General features: G+C 72.2%; 18 protein-coding genes, 1 tRNA gene and 1 pseudogene. 9 read left to right on the forward strand and 11 right to left on the reverse strand.

All coding sequences use genetic code 11. The features are described 5' to 3' along the window. Positions 1 to 23 precede the first annotated feature (23 nt). Entirely contained in the window at positions 24 to 1,301 is a 1,278-nt protein-coding gene (locus AC0665_RS08175) for a polysaccharide deacetylase family protein (RefSeq protein WP_468638128.1), read from the forward strand. Positions 1,302 to 1,421: 120 nt separating this feature from the next. After that, positions 1,422 to 2,579, forward strand: coding sequence for an amidase domain-containing protein (locus tag AC0665_RS08180; protein WP_478602521.1), 1,158 nt, complete (start codon positions 1,422 to 1,424; stop codon positions 2,577 to 2,579). A gap of 19 nt (positions 2,580 to 2,598) precedes the next feature. Here the strand turns inward: AC0665_RS08180 and AC0665_RS08185 are convergent, their stop codons facing one another. After that, entirely contained in the window at positions 2,599 to 3,999 is a 1,401-nt protein-coding gene (locus AC0665_RS08185) for a hypothetical protein (RefSeq protein WP_478704629.1), read from the reverse strand. 74 nt (positions 4,000 to 4,073) lie between these two features. Further along, positions 4,074 to 4,874 carry a DUF4097 family beta strand repeat-containing protein gene (locus AC0665_RS08190; protein ID WP_468638125.1) on the reverse strand — a complete coding sequence of 267 codons (801 nt, stop codon included), beginning with the start codon at positions 4,872 to 4,874 and terminating at the stop codon, positions 4,074 to 4,076. 209 nt (positions 4,875 to 5,083) lie between these two features. On the opposite strand from AC0665_RS08190, the gene AC0665_RS08195 reads away from it, so the two are divergent. The 4 genes from AC0665_RS08195 to AC0665_RS08210 all read left to right on the forward strand — a co-directional run bounded on the left by AC0665_RS08195 (position 5,084) and on the right by AC0665_RS08210 (position 7,510). Continuing rightward, a tRNA-Val gene (locus AC0665_RS08195) sits at positions 5,084 to 5,155 on the forward strand. A gap of 308 nt (positions 5,156 to 5,463) precedes the next feature. Continuing rightward, a complete protein-coding gene (locus AC0665_RS08200; protein ID WP_478704630.1) occupies positions 5,464 to 6,003 on the forward strand; it encodes a flavoprotein in 540 nt (179 codons plus the stop codon). Between the two features lie 290 nt (positions 6,004 to 6,293). Then, a complete protein-coding gene (locus tag AC0665_RS08205) occupies positions 6,294 to 6,758 on the forward strand; it encodes a DUF6153 family protein (RefSeq protein WP_478704631.1) in 465 nt (154 codons plus the stop codon). 98 nt (positions 6,759 to 6,856) lie between these two features. Further along, the gene (locus AC0665_RS08210; protein WP_478602526.1) at positions 6,857 to 7,510 is read left to right on the forward strand and encodes a DUF305 domain-containing protein; all 654 of its coding nucleotides are present in this window, start codon (positions 6,857 to 6,859) and stop codon (positions 7,508 to 7,510) included. A 15-nt stretch (positions 7,511 to 7,525) separates the two neighbouring features. Here AC0665_RS08210 and AC0665_RS08215 read toward each other — a convergent pair whose 3' ends face one another. Further along, positions 7,526 to 7,879 (reverse strand): hypothetical protein, encoded by a 354-nt coding sequence (locus tag AC0665_RS08215; RefSeq protein ID WP_468638117.1) that lies wholly within the window; start codon positions 7,877 to 7,879, stop codon positions 7,526 to 7,528. A 51-nt stretch (positions 7,880 to 7,930) separates the two neighbouring features. Then, a complete protein-coding gene (locus tag AC0665_RS08220; protein ID WP_478704632.1) occupies positions 7,931 to 8,827 on the reverse strand; it encodes a ketopantoate reductase family protein in 897 nt (298 codons plus the stop codon). A gap of 102 nt (positions 8,828 to 8,929) precedes the next feature. Between AC0665_RS08220 and AC0665_RS08225 the strand changes: the two genes are divergently transcribed. Continuing rightward, entirely contained in the window at positions 8,930 to 9,160 is a 231-nt protein-coding gene (locus AC0665_RS08225) for a DUF2277 domain-containing protein (RefSeq protein WP_363120687.1), read from the forward strand. Between the two features lie 24 nt (positions 9,161 to 9,184). Here the strand turns inward: AC0665_RS08225 and AC0665_RS08230 are convergent, their stop codons facing one another. From AC0665_RS08230 to AC0665_RS08250, 5 genes are all read right to left on the reverse strand, one after another. Then, a complete protein-coding gene (locus AC0665_RS08230; RefSeq protein WP_478704633.1) occupies positions 9,185 to 10,450 on the reverse strand; it encodes a phosphatase PAP2 family protein in 1,266 nt (421 codons plus the stop codon). Positions 10,451 to 10,603: 153 nt separating this feature from the next. Then, complete coding sequence (locus AC0665_RS08235; RefSeq protein ID WP_468413701.1) at positions 10,604 to 11,197, reverse strand: DedA family protein; 594 nt, start codon at positions 11,195 to 11,197, stop codon at positions 10,604 to 10,606. A 335-nt stretch (positions 11,198 to 11,532) separates the two neighbouring features. Continuing rightward, positions 11,533 to 11,985 carry a DoxX family protein gene (locus tag AC0665_RS08240; protein ID WP_468413376.1) on the reverse strand — a complete coding sequence of 151 codons (453 nt, stop codon included), beginning with the start codon at positions 11,983 to 11,985 and terminating at the stop codon, positions 11,533 to 11,535. Between the two features lie 396 nt (positions 11,986 to 12,381). Next, positions 12,382 to 14,019 carry an alkaline phosphatase D family protein gene (locus AC0665_RS08245; RefSeq protein WP_478602532.1) on the reverse strand — a complete coding sequence of 546 codons (1,638 nt, stop codon included), beginning with the start codon at positions 14,017 to 14,019 and terminating at the stop codon, positions 12,382 to 12,384. A 77-nt stretch (positions 14,020 to 14,096) separates the two neighbouring features. After that, complete coding sequence (locus tag AC0665_RS08250; RefSeq protein ID WP_468638114.1) at positions 14,097 to 14,741, reverse strand: HNH endonuclease family protein; 645 nt, start codon at positions 14,739 to 14,741, stop codon at positions 14,097 to 14,099. A 399-nt stretch (positions 14,742 to 15,140) separates the two neighbouring features. On the opposite strand from AC0665_RS08250, the gene AC0665_RS08255 reads away from it, so the two are divergent. Together AC0665_RS08255 and AC0665_RS08260 are read left to right on the forward strand one after the other, a co-directional pair. Beyond that, positions 15,141 to 15,722, forward strand: a complete 582-nt coding sequence (locus tag AC0665_RS08255; RefSeq protein WP_363120692.1) for a TMEM165/GDT1 family protein — start codon at positions 15,141 to 15,143, stop codon at positions 15,720 to 15,722. Positions 15,723 to 15,932: 210 nt separating this feature from the next. After that, positions 15,933 to 16,592, forward strand: a complete 660-nt coding sequence (locus tag AC0665_RS08260) for an HAD-IA family hydrolase (RefSeq protein WP_366053036.1) — start codon at positions 15,933 to 15,935, stop codon at positions 16,590 to 16,592. A gap of 109 nt (positions 16,593 to 16,701) precedes the next feature. Here AC0665_RS08260 and AC0665_RS08265 read toward each other — a convergent pair. Together AC0665_RS08265 and AC0665_RS08270 are read right to left on the reverse strand one after the other, a co-directional pair. Then, positions 16,702 to 16,860: pseudogene (locus tag AC0665_RS08265) on the reverse strand (phosphotransferase-like protein); the annotation flags it as partial. A gap of 33 nt (positions 16,861 to 16,893) precedes the next feature. Continuing rightward, positions 16,894 to 16,980, reverse strand: a complete 87-nt coding sequence (locus AC0665_RS08270) for a phosphotransferase-like protein (RefSeq protein WP_478602814.1) — start codon at positions 16,978 to 16,980, stop codon at positions 16,894 to 16,896. Positions 16,981 to 17,012 lie beyond the last annotated feature (32 nt).

The following is a 17,012-nucleotide window of genomic DNA, read 5'->3' on the forward strand; positions in this document are numbered from 1 at the left end:
CCCCCTCGCAGAATGAGCCGCGCATGAAATCGCCGTCCGGCCGCCGCCGCCGACCCCGCGCACCCCGCCGCGCCGTGCCGCCGGGGGTGCTGGCCCTGGCGGCCCTCCTCGTCGTCGCGTCCCTGGTGGCCGGCTACGTGGTGCTGACCCGTTCGGACACCAGCACCCCGACCGCCTCCTCGGGGGCTCACAAGAAGGCCTCCGCGAAGCCGGACCAGGAGCCCCGGTGGGACGGCAGGACGAAGGTCCTCGGGGACGGCTCCACCTCCTACACCGGCCCGCCACGGGGGCAGTTGAAGCCGGTGCCGCTCAAACCGGGCGAGAAGCCGCCCCAGTTCGTGGTCTTCTCCTGGGACGGCGCACTGCAGGGCGACGACGGGCTCTTCTCGCACTACCGGGAACTGGCCGAGGAGTACGACGCCCACATGACCTTCTTCCTCACGGGCATCTACCTCCTGCCCAAGAGCAAGAAGCACCTCTACGCCCCGCCCCAGCACGCCAAGGGGTCGGCGGCGATCAGTTTCGCCACCGACGAGCACATCCGCACCACGCTGGAGCAGCTCGGCAAGGCGTGGCGGGACGGGAACGAGATCGGCACCCACTTCAACGGCCACTTCTGCGGCAAGAAGGGCGGCGGTGACTGGAGCGTCGCGGAGTGGAAGAGCGAGATCGACCAGTTCTACGCCTTCACCGAGAAGTGGAAGACCAACACCGGCTTCCAGGACGTCGCCCCGCTGCCGTTCGACATCAGGAAAGAGGTCACGGGCGGCCGCGCGCCCTGCCTGGAGGGCCAGAAGAACCTGTTGAGGGCCGCGAAGGACTACAAGTGGCGCTACGACGCCAGCTCCGCGGGCGACTTCCAGATATGGCCCGCCAAGAAGAACGGCATCTGGGACTTCCCGTTGCAGATGCTCCCCTACGAGGGCGGCAAGTACCAGGGCCTCTCGATGGACTTCAACTTCCTCTACAACCAGTCCGACGGCGAGACCGAGGGCGACCCGGCGAACTACCCCGAGTGGGAAGAGCAGACCGTCGCCTCCTACATGTCCGGCTTCAACCGCGTGTACTACGGCAGCCGGGCTCCGCTGTTCATCGGCAACCACTTCGAGGACTGGAACGGCGGCATCTACATGCGGGCCGTCGACCGGGTCGTCAAGGACATCTGCACCAAGAAGGGCGTCAAGTGCGTGTCCTTCCGCGAACTGGCCGACTGGCTCGACGTGCAGAAGCCCGCGACCCTGCAACGGCTGCGCGGCCTGGACCCGGCGCAGTCGCCCGACTGGTCGACGGTCGTGAAGTGATCACGCCAAAGTAACGGCCGCAACACCCTTCACAGCAGCCACACACTCCATGCGAAGATCTCGTACCCCGGCAACCCTTTGGCCGGGGCAAGAGGGGAAACACCAGTGAAATCACGGAAATTGAGCGGAACGCGCCGCCGCGTCACGATAGTCGGGGCCGCGGCTGCCTCGGTCGTCGCCGGAGTCGCCCTGCTGCCCAACTGGAGCGCGGGCGCGGCCGTCGTCGACGACCCGACGGTGGACGCGCGGACCAAGGCCACCTTCCAGCGGCTGGCGGACGCCGTCTTCACCGACCGCACCAACGCCCTGGTCGACGGCGGACGGGCCGACGCCGACAAGCCGCTGACCGACGGCTTCTCCGGCGATGTCGCCCTGTCCTCCGGCACGGCCCGCGCCGAGGACGCCGCCCTGTCCGAGCTGGGGCAGCGGCGGCAGAAGCTGGCGAAGGCCGGCGAGACGTACGGCAAGGCCAGCACCACCGTCACGCTGGACGCGACGCGGGTGACGGGCCGCACGGCCAAGGCGGAGGTCACCGAGACCACGACCCTCACCTACGCCGGAGCCCGTGGGAACGCCCCGAAGACCACAGGATTCCAGGCCCGCCACGAGCTGACCTTCAAGGCCGACCGGCAGGGCGACTGGCGGCTCACCGGCATCCGCGACACCGACCAGGGCGGCCTCGCGGTGAACACGCTCTCCAAGCCGGCCCCCGTCAAGGCGACCACCGCCGCCGACAACACCACGCCGGACGCCCCGCGCGCGGCGACCACCCGCAACCCGGCCCCCGCCCCGAAGGCCGGCACGACGTACGACTACAAGGCCATGGCGGCCTATGCCGAGAAGTACTGGAACGTCTACAACAAGGACTACCCGGACTTCAGCGGTCACGGCGCCGGCGGCGACTGCACCAACTTCGTCAGCCAGTCGCTGAAGGCGGGCGGCTGGAAGCACGCCCCCGGCTACGTGTACGACTACACCAAGTGGTTCGGCAACGCCGACATCCAGTCGGACTCCTTCGTCGGCGTCAACGAGTGGTCCTGGTTCGCCCAGAACTCCAAGCGGACCACGCCGCTCGCCAACGTCTTCCAGCTCGAGGTCGGTGACGTCCTCCAGATGGACTTCGACCGGGACGGGTCCAAGGACCACACGATGATCGTCACGTACAAGAGCGGCGGTGTGCCGTACGTGACCTACCACTCCAACAACACCCTCCGCAGGTCGGTGGCGAGCCTCGTCGCGTCGTATCCGAACGCGTACTACTACGCCTACCGCACCTGAGCACGGGCGGGGGCCGGGCTCAGTGTCCGGCCCCTCGCTCCTCGCGGATCTCGCCGACCACGTGGGCCACGGCCCGGCGGACCGCTTCCGCCTCCGTGAGGAAGTGCCAGTAGTCGGGGTGGCGGCCCTCCAGGGTGGCGACGGCGCGGTCCAGGCGGGCCACGGCGTCGTCCAGGGGGCGGGCGTGGCGCGGGTCGGGGGTGTTGCGGCCGGCCATGGCCAGGCGCTGGGCGTCGCGGATGGCGAAGCGGGTGCGTTCGATCTCCTGCTGCGGGTCCTTCTGCACGGCGTTCAGCCGGTGCAGCCGGTCGCCGGCCGCCGAGACGGCCTCGTCGGTGCTGTTCAGCAGGGCCCGCACGGTCGACAGCAGGGCCGACGCGTCGGCCCAGCGCTGCTCCGCTCGGGCGGCGCGGGCCTCGGCCAGCCGGGTCTCGGCCTGCCTGACGCTCTCGGCGGCGGCGTCGGGGACGTGCTGGAGGTCCTGCCAGCAGGCCGCGGTGAAGCGGCGGCGCAGTTCGCTCAGGGTCGGTTCGACCTGTTCGGAGCGGGTGGTGAGGGCCTGGGCGCGGGTGCGCAGGGAGACGAGCCGGTGGTCGATCTCGGCGGCGCGGTCCGGCAGCCGCTCGGCCTCCACCCGCACCGCCTCGCCCTCACGGGTGACCCGCTCGGCCCGCTCCAGGGTCTGCGGCACGCCGTGCTGTCCGGCGCCCTGGTTCAGCTTGGTGAGCTCCGGCGACAGGGCGGCGAGCCGCGCGGCCAGGTCGTCCGCCTTCAGACCCGACGCGCGGACGGCGTCGAGGGCGTTGGAGGCGGCGAGCAGCGCCTGGCGGGCGCGTTCGACCGCGGGGGCGAGGCGGGCCAGCTGCGTCTCGGCCTTGCCGAGGAGGGGACCGAGGCCGTCGGTGAAACGGTCGAGCTCCTGCTTGACCCGGTCCAGTTCCTCCTTGGCGGCGGTCAGCTCGCCGCGGGCACGGGAGGCGGCGGAGGCCTCCAGGTCGTCGCGGTCGAGGTCGTGGGCGTCGACGGCCTCGATGTAGCGGTGACTGGCCTCGTCGATGCGCCGGCCGAGGGCGTCGAAGTCGGCGACCGCGCGCCGGGCGGCGGGGGAGTCGTCGACCGCGGTGATCGTCTCGATCGAGATGCGCAGGTCGCGCTGGGCGGTGTCCAGCTCGTAGAAGGCGGCCGCGGCGGCGTCCTTCGCGGCCTGGGCCTCGGCCCGCTGGTTCTCGGCCCTTCCGCCGAACCAGCGCCGGGTGCCCCCGCCCGCGAAGGCGGCGGGCAGCACCAGCGCGGCCAGCAGCGGCAGTGCGGCGAGGGCGAGGGTGTCCCGGAGCGCTCCGCGGGCGCGGGGGACGCGGCGGCGCGGACGAGGGGCGCGCGGCTCCGACGGCGAGTACGGCTGCGTTGGTGTCGCCGTCACATCCCTCTCCCGTGCTGTGGTCCACCCTGCCCGGTGTCATTCTCCCACCGGTGAAGGACGAACACACGGCCCGGTCAGTTCGCCGTTCGCACCGTCACTTTGCCGTCGCCGGTGTGGGCGGACACCACGTGGGAGCTGGCATCGTCGCGGGGCACCGACACATCGACACCGCCGTCGCCGGTCCGGGTGGTCACGCGGTAGGCGGCCCGGGGCACCGCGATGGTCACGGAGCCGTCGCCGCTGCGGGACTCCACGCGGTCCGGCACGACGCCGAGGTCGAGGCGGACCGAGCCGTCGCCGGTGTGGGTGCGGACGTCGCGGGAGGAGACGTCGGCCCGGATGGAACCGTCGCCGGTGCGCAGTTCCAGGGGGCCGGTGGTGTCGGTGACGCGGACGGAGCCGTCGCCGGTGCGGATGCTCAGGGGGTCCCTGAAGCCCCGGGCGCGCACGCTGCCGTCGCCGTCCCGCACCGTGACGGTGATGCCGCGGGGCACCTCGATGCGGTGCTTGGCCGAGCAGTCGGCGACGATGCCGGAGCACTTCATCCGCAGCACCAGGCGGTCGCCCCGCATGTCCCAGGTGACCTCGGGGTCGTCACCGACGGCGACCGACCCCTCGAACCAGCGGGTGACGCCGATCCTGCCCGACGGGTTCTTCCGGGCGGCGACGATCTCCAGGGCGGAGTCGTCGGAGTCGACGGTGAGCGTGCGGCCCTCGAGGGCGAAGGAGCGGTGGTCGGGGTCGGTGTCGTCCGCGGCCGACGCCCCGCAGGCGCTGAGACCGGCGACGAGCACCACGGCGGCACCGGTGAGGGCGGCGGCGCGGACGGAGACGGTGCGTGTGGTGCCGGTGGTGCGCGGTGCGGTGCTGGCCATGACGATCTCCCCCTGGACGGACGACGGGCGCTCTGGGGCGCTCTACGACCGTAGGCACTCCGGGCCCGCCGGGGGATCCGGGCCGCTCCCGGATCAGGGGTGGGGTTATCCCCAGGTACGGGCGCCGCGTTCCCGCGCCACGGGTTTGCCCGACCGTGCCCCCGGCCATGTAGGCTGTCGACTCGTCCTGGGCGTGTCGTCCGGGAGCCGGGTGCGTAGCTCAGGGGTAGAGCGCCTGCCTTACAAGCAGGATGTCGGCGGTTCGAAACCGTCCGCGCCCACGGTACGAGTAGCAGGTCAGAGGCCTCCTGGGATGTTCCTGGGGGGCCTCTCCTGTGGTCGAGGTCCACAGAGAATCCACGACCTCGACGATCATGTGCTTCATCACCTTGGGTGAGCCCCGACGGGGGCGACCGCGCCGTGACCGAGGAGACCGTCGCCGGTGACGAGCGTCGGGTAGGTCGTGCAACGACCGCGGCCCGCCGCCTGTCCGCCCACCTCACCGGCCGTGGAGGCCGCTCGGTTTGCCCACCCTCGGCATGCTCCAAGGTGACCGCGGTCTCCGGCCGCTCCTGGTACACGAGAGGGCATGACGAAGCCGGTGCTGTACCTGATCGCCTGCGCCGCGGGCCCTACCCAGTACGTCGACGAAGGCGTGCGCGCCGCCCAGGCCGACGGGTGGGACGTGTGCCTGATCCTCACCCCGTCCGCGGCGACGTGGTGGGAGCCGCGCCTGCACGAGCTCGTCGAGCTGACCGGCCATCCGGTGCGGTCGCGGTACAAGCTGCCGTGGGAAAGGGATCAGCTGCCGAAGGCCGACGCCATGCTGGTCGCGCCGATGTCGTGCACGACGCTGAACAAGTGGGGCGCCGGCATCTCCGACACGGTCGCGATCGGTATCCCGTCGGAGGCGGTCCACATGGGCGTGCCGGTGGTGGCGATGCCCTACTTCAACCAGGCGCAGGGCGCGCAGCCGGCTGTTGCCCGGTCGGTGGCGGCATTGCGGGAGCAGGGCGTTGTCGTGCTTGACGGGCCGGAGGGGTACCAGTCGCATCCGCCGAAGCAGGGCGACCCGAAGGCATACCCGTGGGACAAGGCGATGGCCGGGGTGCGGCGCCGAGTGAAGTAGGCCGGGCATGACGAAACGCCCCGGCCCTCCCCCCGAGGGGGGCTCAGCTCGGCTTCCCGCATCTGCGCCGTCAGCGGTTCCGTCTGGATCGACGCCGCCGCCTGACCCCCGCGGCAGGTGAAGCAGCCGGTCGCGATCACACCCCGCACCGTGACCGCTGCCCCTGCCAACCCCAGCCATCCGTTCACCCTGATCTCAAAGCCGTTCAGCGTGCTCGGTGCGAGCAACAGGACCGCCTTGAAGCCCGGACCGGCAGCGGCGCGACCGGCGCCGGGCTCTACGATGGTCGCGTGAACAGCCCCGAGCAGCGCCGCCCGCGACCCGCCGTGCGGCGTTGGCATGTGCTGTGCGTCCTGGGGCTGTTGGCGGGTCTGCTGGGCATGCACGGGCTGGCTCCCGGTGGCGGCCTGCCCGGGCAGGCGCACGCACGGCATGCGGACGCCCTCCCGGCTCACCCGCCCGTGCGGCACGCGGACGCCCTCCAGGACCACCCGCCCGCGCCGCAGTCGGACGCGGCCCACCCGCACCGGGCCCATGTCATGCCCTGCGGAGACCATGGCGACGGGCACGCGCAGCACGCGGACGCGACCTGTGCCTCGGGCGCCGTGAGCGGTGGGCCCGTGCTCTCCCCGCCGGTCGCCGACCCGGTGCCCGGGGGTGCGCGGGAGACCGCCGTACGGGTGAACGCGGTCGCGGATACGGAGGGTGCCCGCGCCCCGCCTACCCTCGCCGAACTCCAACTTCTGCGGATCTAGACACCACGCACCACGCCGGCCGGCACCGACCGGTCGCGTCGTGGTGCCGCGTGTAGATCGACCGTTCCTCGCAACAGTGCAGAAGCAGGAGTCCACACATGAGCAGCAGCATGCGTACCCTGGCGCGCCGCGCCGCCCTGGTGGCGGCCGTGGGTGTTTCGGCCGTCGTCCTCGTCGCCTGCGGCGGTGACGGCGCCGACCGTGCCGCCGGGGGTGCCCACCACGGCGACGCCGCGAGCCACAGCCCCACCGGCGCCCACAACGCCCAGGACGTCACCTTCGCGCAGGGCATGATCCCGCACCACCGGCAGGCCCTGGAGATGGCCCGGCTGGCCGGCGACCGGGCCTCGTCCGGGACGGTCAAGGACCTCGCCGGCCGCATCGAGAAGGCGCAGGACCCGGAGATCCGGACCATGACCGGCTGGCTGAAGACCTGGGGCGAAAAAGTCCCCGCGTCCACGGGAGGCGGCATGGACCACTCCGGCCCGGGACACTCCGGGATGCCCGGCATGATGGGCGAGCAGGACATGGCCGCGCTGGAGCGGCTGACGGGCAAGGCCTTCGACGTCCGGTTCCTGACCCTGATGGTCGAGCACCACGAGGGCGCCGTGCAGATGGCCCGCACCGAGCGGGCCGAGGGCCGCTACGCCCCCGCCAAGGCCATGGCCGGTGACATCATCACCGGCCAGAGCGCCGAGATCGGCGAGATGAACAGGCTCCTCGGCGACGGCGGAAGCCGGGACAAGAGCTGATCCGAGGGTGAGGCGTCACGCGGTTCCGCCGCTGCCCTGCGGCGGAACCGCGTGCGCGTGCTTCAGCTCCGAGCGGGCCGCCACCCGCTCGGGGCCGGTGAGTTCGGACCAGTAGCGGTGGGTGCTGACGAACACCGCGAGTTCGTGCTCGCGCCGCCGGAGCTTTTCCACCTCGGCCTGTTCGTCGGAGCTCCAGCCGGGGGAGGCCGGGCGCTCCACCTTGCGCCAGCCGTTGTCGTCACTGAACCCGTCCAGCGGCTCCACCGACCAGGGAAGCCGCTTCAGCAGGGCCGAGAGCTCGGCCCGGACCTGATGGAGTTCCTCCTGACCGGCCAGGAGGTCACTCGGAAAGTCATAGGTCGTAGCCACGACCCAATGATACGCCTGTTCGAATTTAGCAGGCGAGTTCCTTCCTGTGGTTCATGCGAACGGGCGTAGCTCGCTCACCACCCGCTCCACCGTCGGAGCCGGAACCCCGTGCCGCTCGGCCGCCCGCAGCAACGCGCCGCCGATGGCGTCCAGTTCGAGGGGCCGGCCGGCCTCGGCGTCACGCTGCATCGAGGACTTCGCCGACGGCGGGAAGGCGTCGTAGCGGGCCAGCGCCTGGGCCGGGTCGGCCGGTCCGCCGCACGCGCGGCTGATCGCGGCGGTCTCCTCGACCAGGGCCGCCAGCTCCTCGCGGTGGCGGGTGCGGACGTCACCGAGAGGCAGACGGTAGCGGGTGGTCAGCAGGGCGAAGGGTGCCAGGAACGACATCTTCGCCCACAGGGCCGCCGTCTCGTCCTCCAGCACGCGCGTGGCCGGACCGGCCGCGGCGAAGGTCTCGGCGAGGGCGTCGAGGCGCGGGCGGGGCACGCCGGTACCGGTCAGGTCGATCTCCGCGAAGGGGCTGCCGTGGTCGATGACGCCCGGCGCGAGTCGGGTCGACTCGACGCGGATGACGGCCGGGGCCACGCGGTCGGACCGGTAGCGGGCGCGCAGGGCCGCCGGGTGTTCGACACCGTTCAGGAACGGCACGAGCAGGCCGTCGGCCGCCACCGCGGCGGGGACCCGCGCCAGAGCGGCGTCCAGGGCGGTGTGCTTGACGGTGATCAGGCAGGCGTCGACCGGCTTCCGGAGGGCGGTGCCGGCCTCGACGCGTGCCGTGAAGTCACCGAAGAGGGTGCTGCGGACCTGGATGCCGTCGGTGCGCAGGGCTTCGGCGGTCCGTTCGCCGGACAGGCAGATCACGCGGTGGCCGGCCCGGGCGAGCAGGGCGGCGAGCAGGCCGCCCACACCGCCGGGGCCCAGGACGGCCACGCTGAGTGCGTTCGTCACGAGGTGTTCCTCTCGTCGGTCGGCCCCGGGTCGGTGGCCGCCTGGCAGCGATCATGGCAGGAACCGCTGCCGTACGGGGGCCGCACGGGTGAGACTGGGGGCATGTGCCGGAGTATCAAGACGCTGCGTCCGCCCGCCCTGCCCGAAGAGGCCACCGAGGAGGACGTGCGCGCTGCCGCCCTGCAGTACGTGCGGAAGGTGTCGGGATTCCGCGCCCCCGCCGCCCACAACCAGGAGGTGTTCGACCGCGCCGTGGAGGCCGTCGCGCAGGCCACGGCCGAGTTGCTGGACGGGCTGGAGGTCCGCGGGGCCGCGGCCCGCAAGGCCGGCTGAAGCCCTTCCGGCCGGGCCCGGGGCTCAGATTGCCGGTTCGGGCTGCGGTTCCGGCTGCGGCGCGGGCGCGGCCTTCGCCTCCCACAGCCCGGTGGTCCGCCGGTAGGCGTAGACGACCGAGGCCATCGCCAGCAGCAGGAGGGGGCCGGACAGCCACGGACGGGCGGCCATCTCCAGCGGCAGGAAGCGGTAGGACGCCAGCAGCGCCGCGAAGACGACTGTCCCGTAGGCGATCAGCTGTGTCCCCGCGCGGTCCCAGCCGCGGTCGTAGGTGCGCAGCCCCGCCTCGACGGTGTACGCGAACACCACGCCCGCGATCAGGTCCACGCCGTAGTGCCAGCCGAAGCCCAGGGTCGCGGCGAGGGTGGCGATCAGCCAGAACGTGCCGGCCAGGCGCAGTGCGCGCGGCCCCTTGCGGGAGTGGATGAAGATCGTGGTGGCCCACGCCGTGTGCAGGCTGGGCATGCAGTTGCGCGGGGTGATCTCGTCGAACGGCAGATCGTAGGGGGTGGTGATCGGCGGCAGGGTGTCCGGCCACAGGTTCGCCGCCGCCCAGTGCCCGCCCTCGGGGCCGTAGGCGAACATCGGCCCGACCACGGGGTAGATCATGTAGAAGGCCGGTCCGAGCAGGCCGATCAGCAGGAAGGTGCGCACCAGGTGGTGGCGCGGGAAGCGCTGTTCGGCCGCCACGTTGCGCAGCTGGTACAGCGCCACGCAGACCGCGGCCACCGCGAGCTGGGCGTAAACGTAGTCGAGGGCGTGCTCGCCGACCGGGCCGCTCGCCCTGAGCAGCCGGCCCGCCAGCCAGGACGGGTTGCCCAGCGCGTGATCGGCCATGGCGACGTACGGGTCGAGCGTGACCGGGCGGGTCTTCGACGTGATCAGCAGCCAGGTGTCACCGGTCTTGCGGCCGGTCACCAGCAGCAGTCCGAGCCCCACGCCCTTCAGCATCAGAATGCGTTCCGGACCGGTGCGGCGGGTGAGGGCGACCACCGCACAGCCCAGGATCACCCACAGCGCGCCGTTGCCGAACGGGTGCCCCTCGTCGGGGTAGGTGCCGGTCGCCCACCGCGCCAGCAGGAACACGACGTCGATGCCGAGGGCGGCACCCAGGGCGATGAGCCGCTGCCGCCAGGTGAGCACCACCATCGTCAGCGCCAGGCTGGCGTACAGCAGGAACCCGGACTTGGGGGCGTGGATCACCTCGCGGACCTGCGCGGTGATCGGCCCCGGTACGCCGAGGCGGTGCGCGACGATCTGGAGCGCGACGAGGAACCCGAGAGTGATCACGCCCGCCGTGATCCACAGCGTCGCCCGGGGGCTCCGTCGCGCGGCGAGCAGGATCCGTCGGGTTCGCGAGGCTTCTCGCGGCGCTGTGGTGGTCAAGGTCTCAGCCGCTTCCCGGTCTCGGAGTGGTCGTGGTGGTGGGTCGGAGGGTTCGGGCTACGACGTCCGCGGCTCGCGCCGCATCACGTACGCCGCTCCCGCCCCCGCGCCGAACAGTGCCCCCACCGACACCGCCGCCGCCAGCCAGCTCGCGCCCAGCCAGTGCGCGCCGAAGTAGCCGAGGGCGACGCTGTACGTGGCCCAGGTGAGACCGGCCAGGGCCGACCAGGGCAGGAAGTCGCGGGCGCGGCGGCGGGCGGCGCCCGCGCCGAGGGAGACCACCGAGCGGCCGGCGGGGGCGAAACGGGCGAGGACGACCAGGGCGCCTCCGCCGCGAGCCAGGGCCGCTCCGAGGCTTTCCTGCGCCGCGGTCAGACGGCGGGAACGGGAGATCGCCCGGTCCAGCCGGGCGCCGCCGCGCCAGGCGAGGCGGTAGGCCGCCAGGTCGCCCAGGACGGAGGCGGTGGCCGCGCAGAGGGTCAGGGCGAGGATGTCGGGCACATCGGTCGCGGTGCCCGCTGCCGCCGCCGTGGCCGCCGTGATCACCAGAACGCCGCTGGGCAGCACGGGCAGGAACACGTCGAGCAGGACGGACAGGGACACCGCCGCGTAGATCCATGGGCCGGCGACCAGCAGCCCCACTTGCTCCAGCACCGCGACTCCCCGTGTATCCCCCGTGGGCCAGACCGTGCCGCGATGGCGCGGGGGGAGCGGCAGGAGTGGCCATGACAGCCATAGAGCGTACGCCCTGGGAGGTGACGGGCGGTTCACGGGGGGCTCATACGTTCGGTGCGGAGTGTTCACCTCGTCGCGACTCGCCCCATGGTGCTCTCCTTCATGCCGTTTCGGGCACTTCGCGCCGCTCCTCGATCCCTCACGCCGCTCCAGACCCCTCACGCCGCTACGGACACTTCATACCGCTACGGACGGGAACGGCGCCTCCCCCGTGGGGAAAGCGCCGCCGTCGGTGTGTCCGGCCGGGTGGTTCAGGCCGCCACCGGGGTCTGGCCGGTGGAGTGCCGCTCCTGCGCCGAGGTGCGCTTGGCCAGCAGCCGGTCCACGCCGAACGCGCCGGAGCCGGTGAAGATCAGCAGGAACATGGCCCAGCAGTACATGGCCGCGCCCTCGCCGTTGTTCTCGATCGGCCACAGGCCCTCGGGCTGGTGGACCTTGAAGTAGGCGTAGGCCATCGCGCCGGAGGAGATGAACGCCGCGATGCGGGTGCCGAGACCCAGCAGCACCAGGATGCCGCCGACGAGCTCGATGACGGCCGCGTACCAGTTCGGCCAGGCGCCGGTCGCGGCGGTGCCGCCCTTGCCGTCCACGCCGCCGAGGACGCCGAAGAGCGCGACGGCGCCGTGGCAGGCGAAGAGCAGGCCGATGACGATCCGGAACAGTCCGAGCGCGTACGGCTGGGCGCCGTTGAGGCGAGCGGTCATGTGGGGGGTCTCTCCTTCGGTTGGCCGGCCTTGGGGAGGCCGGTCGGGGACGGATACCGCGGAGTAACCCACGTTAGGTGCGCCTAATTGATGCTTGCAAGTTCAACATTTGGCCACTGCTTTGCCCTTGACGGCCGGGTGTTTTCCGCTTCAGCCGCACGTGGAAGCGCTTTCACGGCCGTATCCCCGTCCGAAAGCGTGACCGAATTCACCCCTGGCCGGGCTCCGGAGGCGCTCGCCGAGCGCACGCCTTCTGTCGGCACTTCGCATGGGCAACCGCCCTGTGTGTCCAACTTCTTGACGAATCATCAGCCGACAGGGCGCGAAGAGACGCCCCACCGGCATCACCGGCCGTCACGGAGCGCAGCGGCGGAGATCATGGCGCAACGGACGGGTTCATGGGGCGAGTTCGCGGTCCAGGACCGTCGTCAGGCCGGGACCCGTTCCCCGCCGGGCCTCGGCCTGCTCCAGACGCAGCCGGGCCGAACGGCCGCGCATGGTCAGCGTCATGAGCTGGTTGCCGAACCAGGGGCCGCCGGTCTTGCGCCAGCTGACCGGCGGCTTCGGCAGGCGGCCGTGCCGGGCCAGGCCGCGGCCGATGCCCCGGGCCATCGAACTCCAGCCGATGCGGAATGCCAGGCGCATCGACAGGGGGACCGAGTTGTGGACCGGGGAGCAGACGAGCTGCACCACCCGGGCGTCCGGGTCCCGGCCCGGCCACGAGGGCTCCGCGATGTAGGCGTGATGCACGTCCCCGGACAGCACGCACACCGTCGCCGGCGCGTGCCGCCCCGAGCCGGCCTCGGCGATCAGCTCCGCCAGCCCCGCGAAGGACTCCGGGAACGCCGACCAGTGCTCCAGGTCGGCGGCGCGCCGCACCTTCTCCCCGAACCGGGCCCAGCGCGCGCCCCGTTCACCGCCGCACAGCGCCGCGTTCCACCCCTCGGCGTCATGCACCAGATGCGGCAGCAGCCAGGGCAGCGAGGTGCCGATGAGGAGGTGGTCGTAGGACTCCGGGGTGTCCCGCACCTGCTCGCGCAGCCAGGCCTCCTCGCCCGGGTCGAGCATCGCGCGCTCGTCCTCGGCGAGGACCCGGGCGGCCCGGCTGTCGACCATCACCAGGCGGACGCGCCCGAAGTCACGCCGGTAACTCCAGCGGACCGTGGCCGCGTCGGCGTCGGCCCGGGCCGCGAAGGTGCGCAGCACGTCGGTGCCGTCGGCGGCCTCGCGGACCGCCGCGTACACCGGGTCGGCCGCGAGTTCCTCCAGGGAGAGGTTCCCGAGGTGCTGGTGGACCCAGTACGACATCAGGCCGCTCAGCAGCCGCTCCTGCCACCAGCCGGTGGAGCGCATGTCGGCGAGCCAGGCGGCGGAGGTGTTCCAGTCGTCGATGACGTCGTGGTCGTCGAAGATCATGAAGCTGGGCACGGTGGACAGCAGCCAGCGGATGCGCGGGTCGAGCCAGGATTCGTAGTAGAGGTGCGTGTACTCCTCGTAGTTGGCGACCCCGCTGCCCGGTTCCTCCTTCAGGTCGCGGCGGCCCGCCAGCCAGCGTTGCGTGGCGTCGGAGGTCTCGTCGGCGTACACCTGGTCGCCGAGCAGCAGCAGGACGTGCGGTCGCGCGCCCTCCGGGTCGGCCGCGAGGCGGGTGGCGAGGCCGTCCAGGGCGTCCGGGCCGACGGGGTCGTCCCCGCCGGCCGGGGGAGAGGCCCAGCGGCAGGAGCCGAAGGCGACGCGGAGGTCGGCGTCCGGAGCCGGCGCGTGGATGGCCGAGGGCGGGAAGGGGGAGCCGGGCAGCGGCCACACCCGGGTGCCGTCGAGGAACACCTCGTAGGTGGTGGTCGTACCGGCGGTGAGGCCGGTCACCGGGACCAGCGCGTAGTGGTGGCCCGCGATCTGGAAGCTGCGGGCGGTGCCGCCGGCGCCGTCGGCGCAGCGCACCTCGGCGGAGCACGGACGACTCGTCTCGACCCACACGGTCGCGGACGAGCCGTCGGTGTACCTCAGCAGCGGTCCGAGGCGCAGTGTGCTCATGTCGTTCCCCTCTCCGTCGCCCCGTACGGTACGGAACGACGGAGGTCGGCGGGGAGGTCCCGGCACGTATCAGCGTGTCAGCAGCTCGCGAGGTGGTTCGTCAGCGCGGACTTCTCGGCCGGGTCGACCGAGAGGCCGTAGTAGTACTTCACCTGCACCCAGGCGCGGACGTAGGTGCAGCGGTACGCCGTCCGGGAGGGCATCCAGGTGGCCGGGTCCTGGTCGCCCTTGGCCTGGTTGACGTTGTCGGTGACCGCGATCAGCTGAGGGCGGGTGAGGTCGTTGGCGAACGACTGGCGGCGGGAGGTCGTCCAGGAGCCGGCGCCCGAGTCCCAGGCCTCGGCCAGCGGGACCAGGTGGTCGATGTCGAGGTCGGAGGCGGCCGTCCAGGTGGCGCCGTCGTAGGGGGAGTACCAGCTGCCGCTGGTCGCGGCGCAGGAGGAGTCCTGCTGGACGTCGGTGCCGTCGCGCTTGAGGACGACCTCGCGGGTGTTGCAGGTGCCGGACTGGGTGATCCAGTGCGGGAAGAGGTCGCGGTTGTAGCCGGTGCGGTTCTCGGCCGCCACGGTGAGCGTGGCGAGGTAGGACCGTGCGGTGGCGCCGCTCACGGGGGTGGGCAGGGCGGCGGAGGCCGTGGGGGCGTTGAACAGGGTGGCGGCCGATATGAGCGCGGTGGCGGCCGCGGCCAGGCTGAGCCGTCGACGCGCGTAGAACCTGGGCATGCGAACTCCCTGAGGAGAGGGGGGTGTTGGCTTGCGAGCGAGGGGAATGCTCGCGGTGCCGTGTTGCGCACAGGTGTGCGCCCGGTGAGAAGTTAGTGACGCGTCCATGACATGACAAGGCTTCGGCGGAAAGTTCTCACGCCGGAGGCGTCGCGTACCATGGACGGCGCAGAAGGGGAGTAGCTCTTCGCCGGACCGTCGACATACTGCTCAGCTCGTCTGAGCCGGCGCCCGGAGGCCGGTGTCCTGGTTCTTCCAGGGACCTGCCAGCGAGACCTTCGGCAAAGCAGTGCACGCCCGTGCCCTCAGGCGCGGGCGCCGAGTGTGCTGCCGTGCCGAGGTGTCGTGTGTGAAGGCGCAGCACTCTCGGTGGGGCGGCCCCGACCGATTGAGGAACCCTTGATCAGCCTGACCGTGACGGCCGTCGTCTTCGGCGTCGTCTTCCTCGCAGAACTGCCGGACAAGACCGCCCTCGCCGGTCTCGTCCTCGGCACCCGCTACCGCGCCTCCTACGTCTTCGCCGGGGTCGCCGCCGCGTTCGCCCTGCACGTCGCGCTCGCCGTCGCGGCCGGCAGTGTGCTGACGCTGCTGCCGCAGCAGATCGTGCAGGCCCTCACGGGCGTGCTCTTCCTGGGCGGTGCCGCGGTGCTGCTGCTGAAGAAGGGTGAGGACGAGGAAGAGGTCCGCAAGCCGGAGAACCAGTCGTTCTGGAAGGTCTCGGGCGCCGGTTTCATGCTCATCCTCGTCGCCGAGTTCGGCGATCTCACGCAGATCATGACGGCGAACCTGGCCGCCCGCTACGACGACCCGCTCTCCGTCGGCCTGGGCGCGGTGCTCGCGCTGTGGGCCGTGGCCGGGCTCGGCATCGTCGGCGGAAAGGCCCTGATGAAGAAGGTGCCGCTGCGGCTGATCACCCAGATCGCGGCGCTGGTGATGTTGGGGCTCGGGATCTGGAGCCTCTGGGAGGCCGTGACCGGCTGAGCCGGGCGAGGCGAACAGTGGGTGAACGTTCGCGGGGGTCCCCTGGCGCGAGGGCGGCCTTGTTTTGTACCGTGGGGGAACAAAGTGGCCTCCGCCCGTTTTCCCTGACCGGCGGGCGGGGCCGCCTTGTCCCTCCCGGGGGCGTGACGGGCGCGATCCGTCGTCCGCCCTCTCCCGCGCTGGAACGCGCCACGAGCCTTGGAGCTGCCGATGACGGCCACCGCCGTGCTCACCGCCCGCGCCCTCCTGCTGGACATGGACGGCACCCTCGTCAACTCCGACGCCTCGGTCGAACGCGTCTGGCGGCGCTGGGCCGAGCGCCACGGACTCGACGGGGACGAGGTCATGAAGGTCGTCCACGGCCGGCAGGGCTACGCCTCCATGGCGCTGCTGCTGCCCGACCGGCCGATGGAGCAGAACCACGCCGACAACGCGCGCATGCTCGCCGAGGAGACGGCCGACACGGACGGTGTCGTCGCGATCCCCGGCGCGCCGGAGTTCCTGGCCTCGCTGCGGGGGCTGCCGCACGCGCTGGTGACCTCCGCGGACGTGCCGCTGTCGACGGCGCGGATGGCCGCGGCCGGTCTGGAGTCGCCCGAGGTCCGGGTGACCGCCGAGTCCGTCGGGGCGAGCAAGCCCGACCCCGAGGGCTTCCTCAAGGGCGCCGCCGAGCTCGGGGTGGATCCCGCGCGGTGTGTGGTGTTCGAGGACTCCGGCGCGGGGATCGCGGCGGGGCGCGCCGCCGGGATGACGGTCGTCGGAGTCGGGCCCCGGGCCGCGTTCCACGAGCCGGACGTCGTGGTGGAGGACCTGACGGCGGTGCGCGTGGAGGCCGCGGCGGACGGGACGATCCGCCTGCACATCGGGTGAACCACGGCTGACCCGGTCCGTTCCCGGCGCACCCGGGCGGCGGCCGCGTGACGTGGGTGACGATGGCGCGTGCGTGCGCAGTCCGGGGATCGGTGTGTGTCGTGTCCACCCCGACGTCGTAGCTCAGGCCCTCGTGCACGATCCGGGCCCGGGACGCGGCCGTGCCGCGCACCCGGCCGCCCCGGGCGATCTCGCGTGCCGCGGCGATATCGCCGTCGCACCGGACGCCGCCCCACGGCACGGCGAGCCCGGACAGGACTTCGCCCACCGCTGCCGGGACGCCGGGCCACAGAGGACGACGTCAGCGCCACGGGCCGGGCGGGACCTCTCGCAGGCGCCGGACGATCCTTGACCTGCCCGAACTCGAGCCGCCGTTGGGCACGATCACCTGAGGGACCGCGGCGTCACCGTCCCACGACC

It is taken from the genome of Streptomyces sp. NPDC043685 (genome assembly GCF_056436585.1).

Bases quoted from the DNA above. Each gene is read 5' to 3' on its own strand.
- AC0665_RS08175 (WP_468638128.1), top strand. From the start codon at position 24: ATGAAATCGCCGTCCGGCCGCCGCCGCCGACCCCGCGCACCCCGCCGC.
- AC0665_RS08190 (WP_468638125.1), bottom strand. From the start codon at position 4,874: ATGGCCAGCACCGCACCGCGCACCACCGGCACCACACGCACCGTCTCC.
- AC0665_RS08200 (WP_478704630.1), top strand. From the start codon at position 5,464: ATGACGAAGCCGGTGCTGTACCTGATCGCCTGCGCCGCGGGCCCTACC.
- AC0665_RS08210 (WP_478602526.1), top strand. From the start codon at position 6,857: ATGAGCAGCAGCATGCGTACCCTGGCGCGCCGCGCCGCCCTGGTGGCG.
- AC0665_RS08225 (WP_363120687.1), top strand. From the start codon at position 8,930: ATGTGCCGGAGTATCAAGACGCTGCGTCCGCCCGCCCTGCCCGAAGAG.
- AC0665_RS08240 (WP_468413376.1), bottom strand. From the start codon at position 11,985: ATGACCGCTCGCCTCAACGGCGCCCAGCCGTACGCGCTCGGACTGTTC.
- AC0665_RS08245 (WP_478602532.1), bottom strand. From the start codon at position 14,019: ATGAGCACACTGCGCCTCGGACCGCTGCTGAGGTACACCGACGGCTCG.
- AC0665_RS08250 (WP_468638114.1), bottom strand. From the start codon at position 14,741: ATGCCCAGGTTCTACGCGCGTCGACGGCTCAGCCTGGCCGCGGCCGCC.
- AC0665_RS08260 (WP_366053036.1), top strand. From the start codon at position 15,933: ATGACGGCCACCGCCGTGCTCACCGCCCGCGCCCTCCTGCTGGACATG.